Annotated in this window: 23 protein-coding genes; 7 read left to right on the top strand and 16 right to left on the bottom strand. The window is 72.4% G+C overall.

The genetic code is table 11. From position 1 onward, the window contains the following. Position 1: 1 nt before the first annotated feature. From IAI59_RS17330 to rfaD, 6 genes are all read right to left on the bottom strand, one after another. Positions 2-817 carry a shikimate 5-dehydrogenase gene (locus IAI59_RS17330; protein ID WP_207414866.1) on the bottom strand — a complete coding sequence of 272 codons (816 nt, stop codon included), beginning with the start codon at positions 815-817 and terminating at the stop codon, positions 2-4. An 11-nt stretch (positions 818-828) separates the two neighbouring features. Beyond that, positions 829-1,830, bottom strand: a complete 1,002-nt coding sequence (locus tag IAI59_RS17325) for a hypothetical protein (protein WP_207414867.1) — start codon at positions 1,828-1,830, stop codon at positions 829-831. Positions 1,831-1,897: 67 nt separating this feature from the next. After that, complete coding sequence (gene pgeF, locus IAI59_RS17320) at positions 1,898-2,683, bottom strand: peptidoglycan editing factor PgeF (protein WP_207414868.1); 786 nt, start codon at positions 2,681-2,683, stop codon at positions 1,898-1,900. 2 nt (positions 2,684-2,685) lie between these two features. Next, complete coding sequence (locus IAI59_RS17315) at positions 2,686-3,654, bottom strand: class I SAM-dependent methyltransferase (RefSeq protein ID WP_237180391.1); 969 nt, start codon at positions 3,652-3,654, stop codon at positions 2,686-2,688. Positions 3,655-3,855: 201 nt separating this feature from the next. Further along, entirely contained in the window at positions 3,856-4,656 is an 801-nt protein-coding gene (lgt, locus tag IAI59_RS17310; RefSeq protein ID WP_207414870.1) for a prolipoprotein diacylglyceryl transferase, read from the bottom strand. Between the two features lie 10 nt (positions 4,657-4,666). Then, entirely contained in the window at positions 4,667-5,659 is a 993-nt protein-coding gene (gene rfaD, locus IAI59_RS17305; protein ID WP_207414871.1) for an ADP-glyceromanno-heptose 6-epimerase, read from the bottom strand. 159 nt (positions 5,660-5,818) lie between these two features. On the opposite strand from rfaD, the gene IAI59_RS17300 reads away from it, so the two are divergent. Then, entirely contained in the window at positions 5,819-6,205 is a 387-nt protein-coding gene (locus IAI59_RS17300) for an accessory factor UbiK family protein (protein WP_237180342.1), read from the top strand. Positions 6,206-6,254: 49 nt separating this feature from the next. On the opposite strand, the gene IAI59_RS17295 is transcribed toward IAI59_RS17300, so the two are convergent. From IAI59_RS17295 to purB, 3 genes are all read right to left on the bottom strand, one after another. After that, positions 6,255-6,602: a hypothetical protein gene (locus tag IAI59_RS17295; RefSeq protein WP_207414872.1), complete on the bottom strand. Its 348-nt coding sequence runs from the start codon at positions 6,600-6,602 to the stop codon at positions 6,255-6,257. 153 nt (positions 6,603-6,755) lie between these two features. Next, complete coding sequence (locus IAI59_RS17290; protein WP_207414873.1) at positions 6,756-7,982, bottom strand: DUF2254 domain-containing protein; 1,227 nt, start codon at positions 7,980-7,982, stop codon at positions 6,756-6,758. Positions 7,983-7,994: 12 nt separating this feature from the next. Beyond that, positions 7,995-9,326, bottom strand: coding sequence for an adenylosuccinate lyase (gene purB / locus IAI59_RS17285; protein WP_207414874.1), 1,332 nt, complete (start codon positions 9,324-9,326; stop codon positions 7,995-7,997). Between the two features lie 125 nt (positions 9,327-9,451). On the opposite strand from purB, the gene IAI59_RS17280 reads away from it, so the two are divergent. The 3 genes from IAI59_RS17280 to IAI59_RS17270 all read left to right on the top strand — a co-directional run bounded on the left by IAI59_RS17280 (position 9,452) and on the right by IAI59_RS17270 (position 11,591). Beyond that, the gene (locus IAI59_RS17280; RefSeq protein ID WP_207414875.1) at positions 9,452-10,108 is read left to right on the top strand and encodes a TerC family protein; all 657 of its coding nucleotides are present in this window, start codon (positions 9,452-9,454) and stop codon (positions 10,106-10,108) included. A 221-nt stretch (positions 10,109-10,329) separates the two neighbouring features. Further along, entirely contained in the window at positions 10,330-10,956 is a 627-nt protein-coding gene (locus IAI59_RS17275) for a YjbE family putative metal transport protein (RefSeq protein WP_207414876.1), read from the top strand. Positions 10,957-10,961: 5 nt separating this feature from the next. Further along, positions 10,962-11,591 (top strand): hypothetical protein, encoded by a 630-nt coding sequence (locus IAI59_RS17270; protein WP_207414877.1) that lies wholly within the window; start codon positions 10,962-10,964, stop codon positions 11,589-11,591. 35 nt (positions 11,592-11,626) lie between these two features. Here the strand turns inward: IAI59_RS17270 and IAI59_RS17265 are convergent, their stop codons facing one another. The 7 genes from IAI59_RS17265 to IAI59_RS17235 form a co-directional block, all read right to left on the bottom strand. Continuing rightward, complete coding sequence (locus IAI59_RS17265) at positions 11,627-12,820, bottom strand: alginate O-acetyltransferase AlgX-related protein (RefSeq protein ID WP_207414878.1); 1,194 nt, start codon at positions 12,818-12,820, stop codon at positions 11,627-11,629. A gap of 2 nt (positions 12,821-12,822) precedes the next feature. Beyond that, positions 12,823-14,268: an MBOAT family O-acyltransferase gene (locus IAI59_RS17260; protein ID WP_207414879.1), complete on the bottom strand. Its 1,446-nt coding sequence runs from the start codon at positions 14,266-14,268 to the stop codon at positions 12,823-12,825. 77 nt (positions 14,269-14,345) lie between these two features. Continuing rightward, positions 14,346-14,819, bottom strand: coding sequence for a hypothetical protein (locus tag IAI59_RS17255; protein ID WP_207414880.1), 474 nt, complete (start codon positions 14,817-14,819; stop codon positions 14,346-14,348). A gap of 61 nt (positions 14,820-14,880) precedes the next feature. After that, entirely contained in the window at positions 14,881-15,300 is a 420-nt protein-coding gene (locus tag IAI59_RS17250; RefSeq protein ID WP_207414881.1) for a hypothetical protein, read from the bottom strand. A gap of 1 nt (position 15,301) precedes the next feature. Beyond that, a complete protein-coding gene (gene moaA, locus IAI59_RS17245; protein WP_207414882.1) occupies positions 15,302-16,294 on the bottom strand; it encodes a GTP 3',8-cyclase MoaA in 993 nt (330 codons plus the stop codon). A 123-nt stretch (positions 16,295-16,417) separates the two neighbouring features. Beyond that, a complete protein-coding gene (locus IAI59_RS17240) occupies positions 16,418-17,173 on the bottom strand; it encodes a sulfite exporter TauE/SafE family protein (protein ID WP_237180343.1) in 756 nt (251 codons plus the stop codon). A 5-nt stretch (positions 17,174-17,178) separates the two neighbouring features. After that, a complete protein-coding gene (locus IAI59_RS17235) occupies positions 17,179-17,322 on the bottom strand; it encodes a DUF3553 domain-containing protein (RefSeq protein WP_207415478.1) in 144 nt (47 codons plus the stop codon). A gap of 138 nt (positions 17,323-17,460) precedes the next feature. Between IAI59_RS17235 and IAI59_RS17230 the strand changes: the two genes are divergently transcribed. The 3 genes from IAI59_RS17230 (at position 17,461) to IAI59_RS17220 (ending at position 21,255) form a co-directional block, all read left to right on the top strand. Then, complete coding sequence (locus tag IAI59_RS17230) at positions 17,461-18,054, top strand: histidine phosphotransferase family protein (protein ID WP_207414884.1); 594 nt, start codon at positions 17,461-17,463, stop codon at positions 18,052-18,054. Positions 18,055-18,126: 72 nt separating this feature from the next. After that, positions 18,127-20,751: a hybrid sensor histidine kinase/response regulator gene (locus IAI59_RS17225; RefSeq protein WP_207414885.1), complete on the top strand. Its 2,625-nt coding sequence runs from the start codon at positions 18,127-18,129 to the stop codon at positions 20,749-20,751. Between the two features lie 12 nt (positions 20,752-20,763). Beyond that, the gene (locus tag IAI59_RS17220) at positions 20,764-21,255 is read left to right on the top strand and encodes a chemotaxis protein CheW (RefSeq protein WP_207414886.1); all 492 of its coding nucleotides are present in this window, start codon (positions 20,764-20,766) and stop codon (positions 21,253-21,255) included. The last annotated feature ends 9 nt before the right edge of the window (positions 21,256-21,264 follow it).

Here is a 21,264-nt window from a genome sequence, read left to right as displayed (position 1 = left end):
GCTAGCTGCGCGCGTATGCCGCCGCCGCCGCGATCTGCGCCTCGCTGGGCGACAGGCCGGTGTAGAGCCGGAACTGCTCCACCGCCTGCAGCACCGCCACCTCCATGCCGGTGATCACGGTCTTGCCCAGCGCGCGGGCGCAGCGGATCAGAGGCGTTTCCGAAGGCAGCAGCACCACGTCGAACACCGCCTGCGCCCCGGCGACCAGCGCCTCGGGGAAGCTCAGCTCCTCCGCCTCGGGGCCGCCCTGCATGCCGATGGGGGTGATGTTGACCAGGAGCGGCGCGCCCGTCGCCTCCGCTTGCCAGCGAAAGCCGCAGGCTTCCGCCAGCCGGCGCCCCGCCGCCTCGTTGCGCGACACCACGGTGCCGTGGCGAAAGCCCTCGTCGCGCAGGGCCGAGACCACCGCCTTGGCCATGCCGCCGGAGCCGCGCGCGACGAATGGCGTGCCCGGCGCCACGCCATGCCGGCGCAACAGCGGCGCGATGGCCGCGTAGTCGGTGTTGTGCCCGGTCAGCCGGCCATCGTCGTTGACGATGGTGTTGACGGATTCGATCGCCGCCGCCGAGGGGGCAAGGCCGTCCAGCAGCGGGATGCAGGCTTCCTTGAACGGCATGGACACGGCGCAGCCGCGGATGCCCAGCGCCCGCACGCCGCCCACCGCCGCCGAAAGGTCGCGCGTGGTGAAGGCCTTGTACAGAAAGTCCAGCCCCATCGCCTCGTACAGGTGGTTGTGGAAGCGCGACCCGAAGTTGCCGGGGCGGCCGGACAGGGACATGCACAGCGTGGTGTCGCGGCCGACCGGCGGGCGGGGCATGGCGGGCTCCTTCAGCGGCGCGCGGGGGGCGCCGCCGCGGGAATGGCGGCGGGCGGGGCGCCCGTGGCGGCGGCGGGCACGGGCGGGGGGGTGGCGCCGCCGCGCGGCGGCGCTTCCGGCGCGCTTTGCGGCCCCGGCGGCGCGCCCGCGTTGGCCAGCACGTCGCGAATGCCGCCCGAGGCTTCCTCGGCCACCACATAGGCGACGTCGGCCCAGAAGCGGTTGAGCGTGCCCTTGGGCACCTCGTTCATCTGCAGCACGCGGCCGAGCTCGATGCCGTCGCGCCGCGTCACGGTCCAAAGCACTTCCACGCGCTGCTTGCCGGGCGCGGAATCGACCATGGTGACATGGCCTTCCACGGCGAAGTCGGCACCCTCGGCGTTGTTCTGCGGCACCACGCCGCGGCGGGTCAGGAATTCCTGCATGCGGGTGGTCAGCGCGGTGTTGCCGTCGCCGGGGGCGCCGGTCACGGGCACCAGGCGCAGGCGGGGCGGGCCCTTGCCGGTCAGGGCATCGGGCAGGTTGGCCTTGCGCGCGGCCTCGATGCCCGCCAGCAGGCTGGCGATGCCGGGGGCGTCGCGCTCGCCCAGCCGCTTGAACAGCGCGGGGGCCTCCGTCGCCCAGGTGGCGAGCGGCACGGGCGCGCCGGTGTTGCTGGCCAGCGAGGCGCCGTCGGCGGTGTTCAGCGTGTAGCGCGGCACCACCACGCCGCGGTTGTCGCGCGGGCTGCTGGCCACGATGTTGAGCTGCAGGTCCAGCGGCTGCGGCGTCGTCACGGCGGCGGGCACCTCGGCGTCGCGCAGCGCCAGCGCCATGGCTTCCGCCAGGTCGCGCGTGGCCTCGTCGGTCAGCAGCACGTCGGTGGGCGGCGGCACGGCGATGCGATAGGCCGGCGGCAGCGCCAGGCGCGCGGCGTTGACGCCGGCATTGCCGGCATAGGGCCTGAGGTCGCCGCAGGCGGTGCCCAGCAGCAGCAGGACCAGCGCGAGGTGGCGTCGGTTAAACCAGGGCAATGCAGGAAACCATCATGGTGAGAAGCAGCAGGACGCCGAACAGCAGCAGATAGGGCATGTCGCCGCCTCAGCCCAGGGCCGGCGCGGGGAGGGCGATGGCCGAAAGTTGGTGGCCGATCGGCCCGCCGCCGGCCTGCAGCGTGTTGCGGCGGTAGGAGAAGAAGCGGTCTTCCTCGGCCAGCGTGTCGGCGGCCACCACGGAAACGCCGGCGGCGCCCGCGTCGCGCAGCCGCGCGGCGCAATAGCCGGCGAGGTCGAACATCCAGCGGTCGGGCCGCGCGCCGGGCGCGAAAAAGCGGGCGGCGCCGGCGCTGGCGGCCAGGGCCGCGTTTCGCATGTCGGGCGCGACCTCGTAGGACGGCTGGCGGATGCAGGGGCCGACCACGGCGACAACGCGGCCGCGCGTGGCGCCCAGCTCCTCCATGGCGTCCAGCGTCGCTTCCAGCACGCCGCCCACCGCGCCGCGCCAGCCGGCATGGGCGGCGCCGACCACGCCGGCCGCGGCGTCGGCGAACAGCACGGGCGCGCAGTCGGCGGTGACGATGCCGAGCGTGATGCCGGGGCGGTCGGTGACCATGGCGTCGGCCTGGGGCCGGGCGTCCAGCGGGATGGGGCTGCGGACATGCGCCACCGCCGGGCCGTGCACCTGGAACAGGCCGCTGAGGCTGTCCGCCCGCAGGCCCAGCGCGGCCATCGCGCGGGCGCGGTTCTCGGCCACCGCCGCGGCATCGTCACGGCCGGACAGGGAGCAGTTCAGCGACGCGAAGCGGCCTTCGGACACGCCGCCGTTGCGGGTGAAGAAGCCGTGCGGCAGCCCGGCCAGCGCCGGGTCGGACAGGAATTCAGCGGTCATGCTCAGGCGTTTCCCTCGAAGCCGGGCGGGACGGGTTGCCCTGGGTGGCACAGCGCCAGCGCCTTGAACAGCCGCCCCATGCCTTCCGGCGCGACCAGCCGCTGGGCGGCGGACAGCTGCAGGCCCGCCGTGCGCGGCGCGGCGCGCGCCAGCATGGCAGCCCGCGACACCAGCCCGAGCGATTGCAGGAACAGCCCCTGCGGCACCGGACCATGCGCGGTGGCCCCCTGCGCCCCCGCGGCGCGCGCCAGGGCCGCGAAGTCCACATGCGCGGTGATGTCGGCCTCGCCCGGCGGGCCCAGCGGGTCGGCGGCGCCGTGGCGGGACAGCGCCTGCAGGCTGTCGCCGGGGCCGCTTGCGGCCGGGCCGTAGTCCAGAAACAGCGCGGCGCCGCCTTGCGTGGCCAGCCGGGCGGCGAGGGCCGCGACCAGCGCCTCCGCCGCCTCGCCCCATTCGCGGATCTCGCCCTCCGGCGCCGTGGCGGGCAGGGCGGGGGCCCCGGCCGGCTGCTCCACGAAGCCGCCGTCCCGGACAAAGCGCTCCATCCACCCGGTGCCGCGGCGGATGAACTGGCGGATCGGCAGCGCGTCCAGGAACTCGTTGCCCAACAGGATCAGCGGGCCGTCCGGCAGGGTGGCGAGGGTGTCGTGCCAGGTGGCCTCGCCCAGGGCGGCGCGCTGCGCATCGCGCAGGGCGGGCGAGGTTTCCACCAGGTGCAGCCGCAGCGCGGCGCGGAATTCCGGCATCACGCCGCCGATGGCGCGCAGCGCGTCGGCCATCAGCGTGCCGCGCCCGGGGCCGCATTCGGCCAGGTGCACCACGGCGGGCGCGCCCATCTGCTGCCACACCACGGCGGCCCACAGCCCCAGGCATTCGCCGAAGGCCTGGCTGATCTCGGGCGCCGTGATGAAGTCGCCCCGCGCGCCGAAGGGGTCCCGGCCGGCGTAGTAGGCGGCGGCGGCGCGGGCCATGAAATGGTCGAGGCGCTCGGGGTCTGGCACGGGTTTTCGTCCTTGGGGGGGTAAGCAAGCAAAGGTCGGGGAAGGAATTCCCCGAACCCCATCTTTTTTCTGGTTCATGGTCGTGGATGGGACCGTGTCACCACGGCCGAAACCAGAAGCAGACAGAAAGAAGATGGGGGCTCGGGGGAATTCCTTCCCCCGACCTTTTCCTCAGACCGCCGCCACCGGCTTCGCGCGCAGCATCAGCCACAGCCCCACCAGCACCATGGGCACCGACAGCAGCTGCCCCATGGTGACGCCGGCGAACAGGAAGCCAAGCTGCGCATCGGGCTGGCGGAACAATTCGCCCACCATGCGCGCCACGCCGTAGCCGGCCAGGAACGCGCCGGCGGTGAAGCCGAGGCGGGCGCGGATGGCCGGGATGCTGATCAGCATCTGCACGATCACCAGCAGGATCAGCCCTTCCATCAGCGCCTGGTAGAGCTGGCTGGGGTGGCGCGGCAGGGGGCCGCCGTTCGGAAACACCATGGCCCAGGGCACGTCCGACACCCGGCCCCACAGCTCGCCGTTGATGAAGTTGGCCAGCCGCCCGAAGAACAGCCCCACCGGCACCACGGCGCAGATGCGGTCGCCGAAGCCGAGGATGCTGATCTTCTGCTGCCGGCAATACAGGATGATCGCCAGGATCACGCCCGCGGCACCACCGTGGAAGGACATGCCGCCCTGCCACACGTAGAGGATCTCCCACGGCGCGTGCAGATACCGCTCGAAGCCGTAGAACAGGGTGTAGCCGAGCCGGCCGCCCAGGATGACGCCCAGCACCGCCCAGGTGACGAAGTCGTCCACCTGCTCGCGCGTGGCGACGGCGGGGCCGAGGCGCACCAGCCGCTTCATCCACTGCCAGCCGATGACGATGCCGGCGATATAGGCCAGCGCGTACCAGCGGATGGCCAGCGGGCCGAACTGCACCAGCACCGGGTCGATGTTGGGGAAGGCGATCACGGGGAGCATGGAGCCGGCCTCAGATGTAGGGGTCGGGCTGCAGCAGGACGTTCCGCACGTAGCGGGCGACGCCCTCCTCCAGCGCCGTGGGCGGGTGGCTGAAGCCGGCCAGCCGCAGCCGGTCCATGCGGGCCTGGGTGTAGGACTGGTACTTGCCTTCCAGGTCGGCCGGCATGTCGATGAAGTGGATGTCGGGCGCCTTGCCCAGCGCCGCGTAGATGGCGCGCGTCAGGTCCAGGAACGAGCGCGCGGTGCCGGTGCCGACGTTGAACAGGCCGGACACCCCAGGATTGTCCAAGAGCCACAGCATGGCGGCCACGCAGTCGTCCACATGCACGAAGTCGCGCAGCTGCTCTCCATCCTCGATGCCGGCGCGGTCGCTCTTGAACAGGGTGGCGGGGGCGCCGGCGGTGATCTGGCGGAACTTGTGCAGCACCACGCTGGCCATGCGGCCCTTGTGGAATTCGTTGGGGCCGTAGACGTTGAAGAACTTCAGCCCGGCCCATTGCGGCGGCGCCGCGCGGCCGCGCGCCAGCAGGTCGGCGATGCGCCGGTCGGTGGCGTGCTTGGACCAGCCATACAGGTTCAGCGGCCGCAGCCGCGCCAGGGCTTCAGGGCTGGCGTCGTCGTCGAAGCCATGCTCGCCGGCGCCGTAGGTGGCGGCCGAGGAGGCGTAGACCAGCGGCACGCCGTGCTCGGCGCACCAGCTCCACAGCCGCAGGGTCAGGGACAGGTTGTTTTCGGCCACAAGGTCGCCGTCGCGCACCGTGGTGTCGCTGACGGCGCCGAGGTGCAGGATGGCCTGCGGGCGGGGCGCGTCGGCCAAGTAGTCCCACAGCCGGTCGGGGTCCAGGATGCCGGCGATGCCGTGATGCGCCAGGTTGCGCCACTTCTCGCGCCCGGCGTCGCCGGCCCGCAGGCGGTCCACCACCAGCACTTCCTCGCCCCGCGCGCAAAGGGCGGCGACGAGGTTGGAGCCGATGAAACCTGCGCCCCCGGTCACTAGATACATGCAGCGAGATCCATTGGCGTCTGAGCGGCGTTGAGGACGGCGGGTTGCCGCCCGGGACGCGCCGGGTATAGGCGCCGCTTCGCGCCAGCGGCAAGCGCCGATGGCCTGTGGGACGAGGGCGACCGCGCGGGACCACCCCGGCGCGGCAGGGAGATTGGGATGACGGATACCATGAACGACGGCATGGGCGGCCCGAACAAGCGCGGCCGCTTTTTCGACGACCTGGCCGGCATGGCCGGCGGCGCCTTCTCGGTGATGGCCGGCGCGCGCGCCGAGATCGAGGCGGCGGTCAAGGCGCAGGTCGAGATCGTGGCGCAGAAGCTGGAGCTGGTGCGGCGCGAGGACCTGGACGCGGCGCTGGAAGTGGCCCGCCGGGCGCGCGAGGAGGCCTCGGCCCTGTCGCTGCGGGTGGCGGCGCTGGAAGCCAAGCTCGGCGGCGGCGAGGGCCAGCCGGCGAGCAAGGCCGAGGGCTCTTCCTCGGTGGAGCCCGAGGCGGTGGACCCGAACCCCAAGGAAGACCCGACGGACCCGGCCAGCCTGTCCTGAGGCAGAACAACAGAAGGGCCGGGGAAGCGATCCCCCGGCCCTTTTCCGTTCAGTAGCGGTAGTAGCCCGGCGGCGGGCGGTGGCGCCAATGCGGCGGCGGCGGCCGGTGGTAGCCCCGCGGCGGGCCGTAGTAGCCGGGGCGGTAATAGCCGCGCGGCGGGCCGTAATAGGCGCGCGGCGGCGGGCCACGGTAATAGCCCGGCGGCGGGCCGCGGTGGCGGTAGTACTGCGCCTGCACCACGTCGGCGGCCGGCGCCGCGATGCCGGGCAGGACCGGCGCGGCGGCGGCCGGCGCGGCGGCGGCGGCACCCAGGCCGCCCGCCACCAGCCCGGCCAGCGCCAGGCGGGACGCCCAGCGGCGCAACCCCTTCAGAATGCCAGCTTCGGAACCAGACATCGCCTCGGCTCTCCCTGTGTCAGTGCCCCAGATATCGGGGGCGGCTGGGGCAGAACCGTGGCGGCGCGTGGGCGGCGGCATGGCCAAAGGACACGAACCCGTGACGGGTTGTGGGGGGCGGGGAATTCCCGCCCCGGTTTCGCCGCGCGCCCTTCAGCGCATCGCCGCCGCCCGCACCCGCGCCACGTCTTCCGGCAGGGTCAACGCCTCGGCGGCGCGCGCCAGCGCCTCGGCCGATTGCCTCCGGGCGCCGGTCGCGAACAGGGTGGGGGCGATGGCTGCCAGCGCGCCCAGCGCCTTTTGCAGGTGGATGCCGATCTCCAGGCTGCCGGCGCCAAGCCGCGCCACGGGGCCGAAGGCGTCTTCCAGCAGGTCGTCCGGGTCCAGGGCGGGGACGCGGATGTTGGGGTAGGGGGTGTCCGGTGGCGACGGGGGCTGTTCCGCCCAGGCGGCCAGGACCCGGGTGGTGGTGTGGATCACGTCGATCACGGTGCCGCTGTCGTTGATGGCGGCGGACAGCGCCTTGGCCGCGGTTTCGCCCAGCACCACCAGGCCGAAGCGCGGGTCCTGCTCGAAGCTGCGGTCGTTGCCAATCAGAAAGGCGCGGCGCAGCCGTTGCAGCCGGTCGGCTTCCAGCCCGGCCGGCACGAAGGCCAGCGGCCGCGCGGGGTGCACAAAGCGCCCGGGCAGCGAGTCGACGTCCATGGCGCGGCCGTCCAGCGCGGCATCCAGCGCGCCCATGTCGATGTGCTGCACGTAGCCGATGGCGGTGGGGTAGAGCGGCACCGCTTCCCGCCGCCCGGGGGTGCGGGGGGCGCCGCCCAGCAGCGGCGCGGCCAGCCGCTGGCGCGTGGCTTCCAGCGCGGCCGCCTCGATCCGGTCTACCGTTTCGCCGACGCGCCCCATGCGGGACAGGTGCTGCATCCAGCGCAGCAGCGTGACGATGATGATGGCGATCACCGCCACGGTGGCCGCCAGCAGCAGCAGCCGGCCGCCGCGGCCATACAGCCCGGAAGCCAGCGCGATGATGCCGACGATGGAGAAGATGAAGGCGCCGATGAATGTGGCCAGCGCGTTGCGGGTGGTGCGGTCCTCCACCACCAGGGCCGTGGCGCGCGGGCTGGCGCCGGAGGAGGCCGAGGCCAGCGCCGACACCAGGATGGTCAGCGAGAAGGTGGTGACCGACAGCATGGAGGAGGCGAGGATGCCCAGCACGTTGCCGGCGGCATCCGCGCCCACGCGGTAGGCGAAGTCCTCCGGCACCAGCCACTGGAACTCCGCCGCCAGCGAGGCAACGGCGATGCCCGCGATGCCGTAGGCCGAGCAAAGCACCCAACTCTGCTTCAGCAGCCGGCTCAGCAACAGCCGCCAGCGGGACACCGCCGCCGCGCCTCAGGCGAAGACGCGGGCGAAGATGGTCTCGACGTGGCGGAAGTCGCGCTGCGGGTCGATCGCGGTGTCCAGCGCGGCCGCGTCCATCTTGCCGGCCACCTCCGGGTCGGCCAGCAGGTTGTCGCGGAAGGAGCGGCCGTCCGGCTCGGCCAGCTTGGTCCAGGTGGCCATGGCGGCGCGCTGCACGGCGGCGTAGGCGCCTTCGCGCGACAGCCCCGCCTGGGTCAGCGCCAGCAAGACCTTCTGGCTGTGCACCACGCCGCCGAGGCTTTCCAGGTTGGCTTCCATGCGCGCCGGGTAGACGGTCAGCTTTTCCATCATGCCGGCCAGGCGCGCGAGGGCGAAGTCCAGCGTGATGGTGGCATCGGGGCCGATCACGCGTTCCACGCTGCTGTGGCTGATGTCGCGCTCATGCCACAGCGCCACGTTTTCCAGCGCCGGCACGGCGTAGCCGCGCACGATGCGCGCGAGGCCGGTGAGGTTCTCGGACAGCACCGGGTTGCGCTTGTGCGGCATGGCGGACGAGCCCTTCTGGCCCGGGTGGAAGTATTCCTCCGCCTCGCGCACCTCGGAGCGCTGCAGGTGCCGGACCTCGGTCGCCAGCCGCTCGATCGCCGAGGCGACCACGGCCAGGGTGCAGAAGAAGGCGGCGTGGCGGTCGCGCGGGATCACCTGGGTGGAGACGGGGTCGACCGCGAGGCCGAGCTTCTCCGCCACGAAGGCCTCCACCTTCGGGTCGACACTCGCAAAAGTGCCGACGGGGCCGGAGATGGCGCAGGTGGCGACCTCGGCGCGGGCCGTGACCATGCGGGCGCGGCAGCGGGCGAACTCGGCGTAGTGGCCGGCGAGCTTCAGGCCAAAGGTGGTGGGCTCGGCATGGATGCCGTGGGAGCGGCCGATGGTCGGCGTGAACTTGTGCTCGATGGCGCGCGCCTTCAGCGCCGCCAGCACGCGGTCGAGGTCGGCGATCAAGAGGTCGGCGGCGCGGGTGAGCTGCACGGACAGGCAGGTGTCCAGCACGTCCGACGAGGTCATGCCCTGGTGCATGAAGCGGGCGTCCTCGCCGATGCCCTCCGCCATCCAGGTCAGAAAGGCGATGACGTCGTGGCGCGTCACGCTCTCGATCTCGTCGATGCGGGCGATGTCGGCGGCCCCCATGGCCGCGGCGCGCGGGCCGCCCTTGTCGCGGATGGTGCGCGCCGCCTCGGCCGGGATGGTGCCGAGCTGGCCCATCGCCTCCGCCGCCAGGGCCTCGATCTCGAACCAGATGCGGTAGCGGGACTCGGGGGCCCAGATCGCGACCATCTCGGGGCGGGAATAACGGGGAACCATGGCGGCGATCCTTAGCTGGCGGGGGGCGATGTCCTGGGCGGCCGGGTGTGGCGCCTCAGGCAGCGGTTGACAAGCCCGGGGTTGCCGAGCCATGGCGCAGACATTAACGCCTGGAAAGCTGACCCATGGATCTCTCCGCCTGGATGCCTGAGCTGATCGCGCTCGGGCAGGTGCTCCTGATCGACCTCGTGCTCGCGGGCGACAATGCCATCGTCGTCGGCATGGCCGCCGCCGGCCTGCCGGCCGACCAGCGCCGCAAGGCGATCTTCTGGGGCATCGCCGCCGCCACCATCATGCGGATCGGCTTTGCCGCCATCACCACCCAGCTTCTCGCGATCGTCGGCCTGACGCTGGCGGGCGGCGTGCTGCTGCTGTGGGTCTGCTACAAGATGTTCCGCGAGTTGCAGCGCGGCCACCAGCCGGAAATGAGCGAGGCGGAGCTGGCGGCCCAGGCGCCGGGCGAGCGCAAGACGCTGAAGGGCGCCATCATCCAGATCCTGGTGGCCGACGTGTCCATGAGCCTGGACAACGTGCTGGCCGTGGCGGGCGCCGCCAAGGAGCACCTGTGGGTGCTGGTCGTCGGCCTCGGTATCTCCGTGGTGCTGATGGGCGTCGCCGCCACCTTCATCGCGCGGCTGCTGGAGCGGCACCGCTGGATCGCCTGGGTGGGCCTGCTGGTCATCCTGTATGTCGCCGTGCAGATGATGTGGACCGGCGGCGGCGAGGTGCTGCCCTACCTGACCGGCACGCCGGCCGCGACCCCGGCCACGCCGGCGCCCTGAGCGCGGCACCCGCCGCATGATGGATGGGCCGCTCCCCGGGCCGGGGGGCGGCCCATCGTCGTTTGGGGGCGGCGGATGGGCGAAAGGACAGGAAATCGACACATGGCGGGGCGGTAACTTTCCCTCCACCGCCCCAGCCGTTACCGTCCGCCCGCTTTCCGTGGGGGTGTCGTGCCGGGCGATCCCGCTCCGGATCTGCCACACGACCTGAGGAATCCTTCATGGAAGCGTATAGCGGCATGCTGTCTGGCCTTGCCGAGATCATCTGGCTCAACATCATCCTGTCCGGCGACAACGCAGTGGTGATCGGCCTCGCCGCCGCCGGCCTGCCGGCGCACCAGCGCGGCCGCGCCGTGCTGTTCGGCATCATCGCCGCCGCCGTGCTGCGCATCATCTTCTCCATCTTCGCGACGCTGCTGCTGTCGCTGTGGTGGATCGACATCGTCGGCGGCCTGGCGCTGCTCTACATCGCCTTCACCTTCTTCCGCGAGCTGCGCCAGGACAAGCACGAGGAAGCGGGCGACGCTCCGGTGCAGGAAAAGTCGCTCGGCCAGGCGCTGTGGCAGATCGTGCTGGCCGACGTGTCCATGAGCCTGGACAACGTGCTGGCCGTGGCCGCCGTGGCGCGCGCCAACCTGACGCTGCTGATCATCGGCCTCGCTGTCTCCATCGTGATGATGGGCCTGCTGGGCGGGTTGTTGGCCAAGCTGCTGGAACGCTTCAAGTTCATTGCCTACATCGGCGTGGCGCTGATCGTCTGGATCGGCGCACAGCTTTTGTGGGAGGGACTGATCATGGCCAATGCCGCGCTGCAGCTCGGGCTGCCGTTGCCGGGAGTGACGCATTGAGGGACATGCTGCGGTTCGGGCCGGCGCTTGCGCTGGCCCTGCTGGCCGGCTGTGCCAACCCGGGGCAGGAGGCGGCGCAGCGCGCCGCCCCGGCCCGCCCGCCGATGACCGAGGTCCTGACCCGGCTGCCCGAATGGGTGGCGGGCTTCGAGCGCGGCGCCACCACCGACTTCGAGGCCCAGCGCCCCGGCTACGGCAGCGCGGTGGAATACACCACGCCGCCCGCCGGCAACGTGCCGGCGCGTGCCGCCGTGGCGTCCGTCCTGCTCTACGACCTCGGCCAGCCGCCGCTGGCCAACAGCGCCCCCGCCGCCGTGGTGACGCCGCGGCTGGACGAGGCGGTGCGTGAGGCGACGGAACTGCCGCCCGGCCGCACCCTGGCCGAGACGGGGCGCCGCACGCTGGTGCTGGCCGATGGCGGCAGCATGACCTGCGCGGACCTGTCGGGCTCCTTCGGCCGCACGGCGGTGGAGCAGCAGGTCTGCGCCGGCACCGCCGCCGGCCGCTTTCTGCGGGTGCACGTGACCATGTCCCGCCGCAACAACGAGGTGGCGGACGCCGACGCCTTCACCCGCGCGGTGGCGGAAGCGCTGCGCGGCGCCGCGCGGCCGGCCGTGGCCGCCGTGGCGCGGTAGCGGGCGGGCGACCGGGGGCGCGCCGCCCCCGGGCCTCACGGCCCCAGCAGCTGCCGCGAAAAGCTGGCGGCCCCGCGCATGCCGCCGTCGTGCTGCACCACCAGGATGACGTCCGGCCGGAACTCCTCGATCAGGACACGCCGCGCCAGCCGCAGCCGCTCCGGCGTCATGCGGTCATAGGCGAAGTTCAGGTGCAGCAGCCGGCCGGCATAGGCACCCATGAAATCCGCCATGCGCAGGCCGAAGGAATCGGACAGGAGCAGCACGCGCGGCCCTTCGCCGGACCGGCGCTCGGCCACCGTCATCTCGTTGATGGCCGGCTGCACCGGGGCCAGCGCCGGCAGGCAGGGCCTGTTCTGGCAGAACTCCAGGCCGCCCCCGGCCGGGTCCGGCACCAGGGCGGGGTGGCGGAACGGCAGGCCGGGCAGGAACTGCTCCAGGTCCGTGATTCGCGACACCCTGCGGGCGGGCAGGGGCCCCAGCGCCGGCAGGCCGAGGCGCGCGGCCGCCAGGGCCGCCATGCGCTGCCCGGCCTGACCTTCCCAATGGAAGTTGTCGGGCGGGATGGCGGGGTCGCCGCCGTCCCGGCCCATCTCCAGCAATGCCGCGGTGGGCACCACGACCTGTGGCAGCAGCGCGGGCCAGCGGGCGGCGAAGCGCCCGCGCAGCGCCTCCGCCAGGGGCTGCGCGGTGGCACAGCGGTGTTCCAGCCAGGCGGGCAGGGCATCGCGGTACAGCACCGCCGCCGTGGGGATGCCCATGTAGAGCACGCGCGGCGCCACGGCGCCGAATGCCTGGAGCATTTCCGCGATGCCGTCCGCGCCCTGGTCCAGATCGGCGGGGGTCAGGCCGATGCCGCAGCTTTCGCGGATCAGGCTGAGCGCCTGCCCGGCGTGGTGGCTGTTGAAGAAGATGCGCCCGTTCCGCCCGGGGGTGAGTTGCTCGGACGGCAGCTCGCCGAAGGCGGCGTAGCGCAGCTTGCCGTTCAGCCGCAGCAGCGCGGCGCGCAGGCCGAAGCGGTCGTTGGCGGCGGCGGCGAGGCGGGCGGGTGCCCGCTCCACCTCCGCCCAGCTCCGCGGCCAGCCGGGGGCGGAGGCGGGCGGGCGGTTCTCGTAGAAGGAGCCGCCGGGCCGCCACTTGGTGAGCTGCGCGAAGACCGGCAGGCACAGCAGCACCAGGAATATGCCGATCAACAGCCGTTCCAGCTTCGGGCCGCGCCAGGACCGCATGGTCAGAACCTGAAATAGATGAAGGGGTTGTGGGTGCCGGCCGCCAGCACGGCCGCCGAAACCACCAGCAGCACGGCGCCGCCCGCGAAGCGCAGGGCCAGGCGGCGGTCGCCGCGTTCGGAGCGGGGGGTACCGGCGGCGGCGGCGGTCCAGCGGGCGGGGTCGCGCTTCCACAGCACCATCAGCACCGCGGCCCCCAGTGCCGTCCAAACGGAGGCCGGGGCGTAGAAGGCCACCGGCAGCGTATCGGCCCCGCCGGTGCCGAAGCCCGCCATGGCGGCGAAGACCTGCCCGGCATGGCCCAGCGTGTCGGCGCGGAACAGCACCCAGCCGGCCAGTACCACCAGCAGCAGGTAGGCGTGGCGCAACGGCAGCGGCACCCACGCGCCCCAGGCGGCCAGCGCGGGCCTGTGGCCGGCGGCGCGCTCCAGGATCAGGAACAGTCCGTGGTACAGGCCCCAGGCCAGAAAGGTCCAGGCCGCGCCGTGCCACAGCCCGCACAGCGCGAAGACCGCCAGCAGGTTGGCGTAGGTGCGCCACGGCCCGTGCCGGTTGCCGCCGAGCGGAATGTAGAGGTAGTCGCGGAACCAGGACGACAGCGACATGTGCCAGCGGCGCCAGAAGTCGGTGACGGAGCGCGCCGCGTAGGGCCGGTTGAAGTTGGGCGGCAGGCTGAAGCCCAGCATGTGGCCGAGCCCGATGGCCATGGTGGTGTAGCCGGAAAAGTCGAAGAAGATCTGCACCGTGTAGCAGACGGCGCCGAGCCAGGCGGTGGCGGCGGTGAGCGAGCCGGGCGGCAGCGCGAAGACCTGGTCCGCCGGCAGCGCCACGGTGTTGGCGATCAGCACCTTCTGCGCCAGCCCGGCGATGAACAACTCGATGCCCAGGCGGAAGCGGGCGGGGTCGATGCGCCGGTCGCCGATCTCGTGCGCGATCTGCCGGTAGCGCAGGATGGGACCGGCGATGAGCTGCGGGAACATGGTCTTGTACATCGCGAACTTGGCGAGGCTGGGCTGCGCCGCCACCTCCCGCCGCCGGATGTCCATCAGGTAGGAGATGCCCTGGAAGGCGAAGAAGGAGATGCCGAGCGGCAGCGGGATGCTGGGGACCGGCAGCGCCGGCAAGCCGAGGCCGTGCAGCAGGGCGTCGAGCTGCGTCAGCAGGAAGCCGGTGTACTTGAAGCCGCCCAGCAGCAGGAGGTTGGCGCCGACGCCCAGCACCAGCAGCGCGCGGGCGAGCGCCGGGGGGGCGCGTTCCAGCCGCAGCCCCAGCCACCAGTTCATGACGATGAACAGCAGCAGCAGCCCCAGGTAGAAGGGCTCGCCCCAGGCGTAGAACAGCACGCTGCCGGCGATGATGACCCACATGCGCGCCGCCGGCAGCGCCAGGTAGGCCAGCAGGAACAGCGGCAGGAAGTAGAACAGGAAGATGATCGAACTGAACGCCACGCCGCCGCTCCGCTGCGCTGCCGGCGCAATGTTGCGGCCTGTCTAGCCCGGGGCGGGGCCGGGGGCCAGCGGCGGCGCTACCGGCCGCCATCCCGTGCGAAATGGCCCAGCAGCCCGACGATGGCGACCGCGCCGGCCAGCACCGCCGCGTCCTCGACCAGCCCGGTCGGCGTTTGCCCGTGGCGGGGGATGACGGCCATGCGGGCGCGCCAGCCGGGATAGGAGGCGGCCACCGCCGTCGTGCCGCCCAGCGCCGCCCCCAGCCAGCGGTCCCGCCGGGGGGCCAGGCAGGCACCGGCGATGGCATTGGTAATGAAGCGCGCCAGCAGGCCGATAGGCACGATGCGGTCGGGCGCGGTCTTCATCTTGTCGCCGGCCATCTCGGCGGCGGCCAGCGCCACGGTGGCGGAGGCCACCAGCGGATGCGCCAGCAGCGGCGGCGCGCCGTTGTCGGCCGGCAGCGTGCCGGTCGCGGCGGCGACCGAGACGGCGGCCAGCGGCGTCATGGCGCGCTGTCCGCCGACCAGGCCCATCAGAAAGGAAGCAAGCATCGCGGTTCGCCCCGAGCGGTTCCCAGGCGGAACTCCGCCGCCGCGGGGGTGGTTGCCGGGGCTAGCGCCGCGGCCAGTCCAGGCGCGGGTCGGCGCGGGTGCCGCGGGCGGGGCGCTGGTCCGGCCATTCGGCCGGCGGCGGCACCGGCGGGGCGTAGGAGGCGGGCGCGCGGTCACGCTCGGCCATGGCGCGGGTGTTGCTGCCGTAGCTGCCCGGGGGTTCCACCCAGTCCTCGCTGATCGGCGCGCGGGCGGGCATCTCGGGCTCGGACAGTTGGATGGCCAGGCTGCGGATCTCGGCCTGGATCTCGTCCAGCTGCACCTCGATCGCTTCCAGCCGCGCCTTCACGCCGAAGACGCTGAAGGGCATCAGCAGAAAGGCGGCGGCGCACAGCAGCCCCACCACCAGGATCAGCAGGCCGGTCCATTCCGGCATGCCCGGAATGGCCAGGGTGGTGGCGACGCCGCGCATGCTGTCCATCTCAGCCCCCCGTGACGCTCATGTGCCGCTGCACCGCCGCCGCCGGCCGGCGGCGGTCGATGACGAAGTCATGCCCCTTGGGCTTGCGGGCGATGGCATCCGTGATCGCCTGCCTGAGCCCGGCCTCGTCCACCGAGGGGTCGCGCAGCACGGCGCGCAGGTCGGCCGCGTCGTCCTGGCCCAGGCACATGTAGAGCGTGCCGGTGCAGGTCAGCCGCACCCGGTTGCAGCTTTCGCAGAAGTTGTGGGTCATGGGCGTGATCAGGCCCAGGCGCTGGCCGGTTTCCGCCACGGTGTAGTACCGTGCGGGGCCGCCGGTGCTGTAGTCGGTGTCCTGCAGCGTCCAGCGGCGGCGCAGGTCGGCGCGCACCTGGGACAGCGGCAGGTACTGGTCCGTGCGGTCGCCGGTGATGTCGCCCATCGGCATGGTCTCGATCAGCGTCAGGTCGAAGCCGTGCTCGCCGCACCAGGCGATCAGCCGGTCGAACTCCTGCTCGTTGACGCCCTTCATGGCCACCGCGTTGATCTTCACCTGCAGCCCGGCGGCCTTGGCGGCGAAGACGCCGTCCAGCGTCTGCTCCAGCTTGCCCCAGCGCGTCAGCGCCTTGAAAGTGCCCGGGTCCAGCGAATCCAGCGACACATTGATGCGGCGCACGCCGGCGGCATACAGCGCCTCGGCATGCTTGGTGAGCTGCGTGCCGTTGGTGGTGACCGTCAGCTCCTTGAGCCCGCCTTCGCCCAGCCGCGCGCCCAGGCTCTGGAACAGGCGCATCACGTCCTTGCGCACCAGCGGCTCGCCGCCCGTCAGGCGGATGCGCTGCACGCCCAGGCCGATAAAGGCGCCGCACAGGCGGTCCAGCTCCTCCAGCGACAGGATCTCCGCCTTGGGCAGAAAGGTCATGTCCTCCGCCATGCAGTACACGCAGCGCAGGTCGCAGCGGTCGGTCACGGAAACGCGGAGGTAGCTGATGGCCCGGCCAAACGGGTCGATCATGTCGGGCGGGTTCCTCGGGTCAGCGGGAGGGGCCCCTTATTTGGGCCGCCGGGGTGCGCCGCCGCAAGGGCCGCGCGCAGACAGGCAACGACGGGCAGCCATGCCCGGTTGCCCGCCGGCCGGTCATCCCAGCAAGGCGAACAGCCCGGCGCCCACCAGCAGCAGCAGGGCCAGGCGCCGGTACCAGCGCAGCGGGATGACGTGGAACAGCCGCGCGCCGACCGGCACGGACACCAGCATCACCGGCAGCATCAGCGCGGTCATCAGCAGTGCCGGCAGGCCGATCAGCCCGGCCCACAGCGGCGGCAGCACGGCGGCGACGCCAAGCACGCCGAAATACAGGATCAGGTTGGCGCGGTGCTGCGCCGCCTCCTCCTTGCCGGCCAGCAGGTACAGGATGACCGGCGGCCCGGCCATGCCGGTGGCACCCTTGAGCAGCCCCGACACCAGCCCCACCGCGATGTTCAGCGAAAGCGGCCGGGTGCCGTGGTAGCGCCAGGAGGAGCTCATCAGCAGGCCGAACACCAGCACAAAGGCGCCGATCACCCGCCGCAGCAGGGCGCCGTCCGCATGCAGCAGCACCACGGCGCCAAAGGGCATGGCCAGCACGGCGGCGGCGCAGATGGGGCCGATCAGCCGCTTGTTGGCGAAGGCAAAGGCGCGCGGCAGCAGGTAGGCGGAAACGAACAGCTCCATCAGCAGCACCACCGGCACGCCGGTGCGCGGGCTCCACAGCGTGGAATACACCGGCGCCAGCAGGATGGCGGTGCCGAAGCCGGAATAGCCGCGCATCACCCCCGCCACGGCGGTGCACAGCGCGGCGACCAGGAAGCGCCAGTCCCAGACCAGCGCCACGGCCTGCGGCCAGAGGTCGGCCATCACGCCTAGTCGAGCACGTCGAGCGCAACGTGCTGCGCGTTGATCAGCACCTTGCCCATGTGCTCGAAATTTACTGTCACCCTGTCCTGCACGACGGACTGGATCTGCCCCTCGCCCCATTCGGGGTGGGCGGGGTGGCGCACGCGCATGCCGGGCTCGAGAGGTATGGTCACGGGGGCACGATGACGCCCGCCGCCCGCCACGGCCAGCGCCGGTTCCGATCACGGTCACGTGATGTTAAGGGTTTTCCGGCATGCAGCCCGGTGCTGCGGGAAAAGGCGAGGACCATGGCGGAACCCGGTGTGTTGTTTGGCGACGTGGCCCTGGCGCAGGACCTGTGCGCCCGGCTGTGCCACGACCTGGTGGGGCCGCTCGGCACCATGGCAGGCGCGGTGGAGATGGTGGGCGACGACCCCGAGGCCGCCGAGCTGGCGCGCGAGGCCACCGCCAGCCTGCGCGGCAAGCTGCAGCTGTGGCGCGCGGCCTGCGGCGCCGGCACCGGCCCCATGCGCCCGGCCGAGATGGCGGAGCTGCTGGACGGCACCCTGGCCGGCGGCCGCGCCACCGCGCAGGTCGATTCGCTGCCGCCCGGGCACAGCTTCGAGGCGCCGGCCGCGCAGCTGCTGCTGGTGGCGGCCATGCTGGCGGGCGAGGCGCTGCCGCGCGGCGGCATCGTGCGGCTGGAGCCCGAGGGTGGCGGCGTGGCGGTGCGGCCGGAAGGGCGCGTGGTGGCCTGGCCCGCCGCCCTGGCCGCCAGCCTGGCGGGCCAGCCGGCCGAGGGGCCGCGCGCGGTGCTGGCGCCCATGCTGGCGCGGCTGGCGGCGGCGGCCGGGTGGCGGGCGGCGCTGCTGGGCGAGGCGCTGCTGCTCCGGCCCGCGTGACAGGCACAGGCTTCATTCTTTCTTTGCATCCGGCGGGCAGGTTGGGGGGGAACCCAGCCCGTCGGGGATGCCATGGACGACCTTCTCGCTGACTTCCTGACCGAAACCAATGAAGGCCTCGGCGCGCTCGACGTGGCGCTGCTGAAGCTGGAAAAGGCGCCGGACGACCGGCCCACCCTGTCGGAAATCTTCCGCAGCGTGCACACCATCAAGGGCACCTGCGGCTTTCTCGGCCTGTCGCGGCTGGAAAAGGTGGCGCATGCCGCCGAGAACGTGCTCGGCCGGTATCGCGACGGCTCGCTGCGCGTCACGCCGGAAGGCATCACCTTGATCCTGTCGGCGATCGACGCGCTGAAGGTGATCGTGGCGGCGCTGGAAGCCACCGGCAGCGAGCCGCCGGGGCAGGACGGCGCGCTGATCGCGCAGCTGGACGCCGCCTGGCGCGGCGAGCCGATCGGCGGAGCGGTCCCGGCCGCCGCCCCCGCCGCCGCGCCGGCCGAGCCGGAACCCTTTATCGACCCCTTCGAGGTGGCCGTGGTGCCCGAAGCACCGGCCGCCGAGGCCCCGGTGCCCGAGCCGGCGCCCCCGCCGCCCGCCGCTGCCCCGGCCGAGCCCGCCGTGGCGGCGGCCCCCGCCGGCGGGGGCGGGCCGGTGGCGCAGACGCAGACCATCCGCGTGTCCGTGGACGTGCTGGAAGACCTGATGACCCTGGTCAGCGAGCTGGTGCTGACGCGCAACCAGCTTTTGCAGCTGGTGCGCGCGCGCAGCGACGCCGGGCTGACCGTGCCGCTGCAGCGCCTGTCGCACATCACCTCCGAGCTGCAGGAAGGCGTCATGAAGACGCGCATGCAGCCGATCGGCAACGCTTGGCAGAAGCTGCCGCGCATCGTGCGCGACCTTGCCAACGAGCTGAACAAGAAGATCGAGCTGGTGATGAAGGGGGCGGAAACGGAGCTCGACCGCCAGGTGCTGGAGCTGATCAAGGACCCGCTGACGCACATGGTGCGCAACAGCGGCGACCACGGGCTGGAGACGCCCGAGCAGCGCCGCGCGGCGGGCAAGCCCGAGCTCGGGCGCATCACGCTGAACGCCTATCACGAAGGCGGCCACATCATCATCGAGATCGGCGACGACGGGCGCGGCCTGTCGGTCGAGAAGATCAAGGCCAAGGTGCTGGGCCAGGGGCTGACCACGGAAGCCGAGCTGGCCGGCATGAGCGAGCGGGAGGTGCAGCACTTCATCTTCCGCGCCGGCTTCTCCACCGCCGCCGCCGTCACCTCCGTGTCCGGGCGCGGCGTCGGCATGGACGTGGTCAAGACCAATGTCGAGAAGATCGGCGGCACCATCGAGCTGCGCTCGGTGGAAGGCAAGGGCACCACCTTCTTCATCAAGATCCCGCTGACGCTGGCCATCGTCTCGGCGCTGATCGTGGAGGCGGGCGGCGAGCGCTTCGCCATTCCGCAGATCGGCGTGGTGGAGCTGGTGCGGGCCGGCGGCGGCGGCAGCACCATCGAGCGGATCGACCAGACGCCCGTGATGCGGCTGCGCGACCGGCTCTTGCCGCTGGTGTCGCTGTCGCGCCTGCTGCGATTGGACGAAGTGCCCGCGCCCGGCGAGGAGGATGGTGGCTTCGTGGTCGTCACGCAGGTCGGGCCCAATGTCTTCGGCATTATCGTCGACAAGGTGTTCGACACGGAGGAGATCGTGGTCAAGCCGGTGGCGCCCATCCTGCGTCACGTCAGCATGTTCAGCGGCAACACCATCCTGGGCGATGGCAGCGTGATCATGATCCTGGACCCCAACGGCATCGCCCGCGCCACAGGCGTCGGCGCCGACGGACCGGCCGAGGATGCCGCGCGCGACAGCGGCTTCGCCGGCAGCCGCTCCACCGAGCGCACCGCGCTATTGCTGTTCCGCGCCGGCGACGACACGCCCAAGGCCGTGCCGCTCGGCCTGGTGTCGCGGCTGGAGGACCTGCCGGCCGACAGCATCGAGGTGTCGGGCGGCCAGCCGCTGGTGCAGTACCGCGGCAAGCTGATGCCACTGGTGCCGATGTCCGGCCACTGGATGCCGCCCGCCCCCGGCACGCGCCAGGCGGTGCTGGTGTTCAGCGACGAGCAGCGCGCCATGGGCCTGATGGTGGACAGCATCCTGGACGTGGTCGAGGAGCAGCTGGCGATCGAGGGCGCGCAGGACCGCCCGGGCTTTCTGGGCAATGCCGTGATCTGCGGCAAGGTGACGGATGTGATGGACTGCGCCTGGTGGCTGCGCCAGGCGGGCGACGACTGGTTCAAGCCGACCAGCACCGCGACCAGCCCCGGCAAGCGCGTGCTGCTGGTAGAGGACAGCGCCTTCTTCCGCCACCTGCTGGTGCCGGGGCTGACGGCCGCCGGCTACGAGGTGACGGCGGTCGATACCGGCGCCCAGGCGCTGCGGCTGCGCGAGCAGGGCGCGATGTTCGACGTCATCGTTTCCGACATCGAGATGCCGGACCTGGACGGCTTCGGGCTGGCGCGGGCGGTGCGGGAAGGCGGGCTGTGGCAGGAGCTGCCGATGATCGCCATGAGCTCGCACGCCGAGCCGGGCCACGGGCAGCGCTGCCGTAACGCGGGCTTTACCACCGATGTGGGAAAATCCGACCGCGAGGCGCTGCTGTCGGCGCTGCGCGACAGCCTCAGCATTCCCGCGGGCTTTTGAGGAGCAGGACCGATGCAGACCCAAGCGCAAGACGCGCCCGGCCGGTTGCCGGGCGGACTGCCACCGGTGGTGGATGCCGCGGCCGAGATGGTGCTGACCCTGACCGTGGCGGGGCAGCTCTGCGGCGTGCCGGTGCTGGCGGTGCGGGACATCCTGGCCGCCCAGGCCATCACCCGCGTGCCGCTGGCACCGCCCGAGGTGGCGGGCAGCCTGAACCTCCGCGGCCGCATCGTCACCGCCATCGACCTGCGCCGCCGCCTGGGGCTGGCGCCGCGCGAGCCTGGTAGCGCGCCGCCCATGAGCGTGGTGGTGGAGCAGGGCGGCGAGCTCTACAGCCTGCTGTCCGACGGGGTGGGCGAGGTGGTGGCGCTGCCGCCCGAAGGCTTCGCCGGCAACCCGCCGACGCTGGACAGCGTGTGGCGCGACGTGTCGCGCGGGGTGCACCGGCGCGGCGACGGGCTGCTCATCATGCTGGATGTCGACCGCATCCTGGCGATCGGTTGAGGGAGGACG

Origin of the sequence: Roseomonas haemaphysalidis, assembly GCF_017355405.1 — a bacterium.
GTDB lineage: Bacteria > Pseudomonadota > Alphaproteobacteria > Acetobacterales > Acetobacteraceae > Pseudoroseomonas > Pseudoroseomonas haemaphysalidis.
The sequence above is the reverse complement of the archived record's forward strand: the minus strand, read 5'-3'. Positions and strand labels throughout refer to the sequence as shown.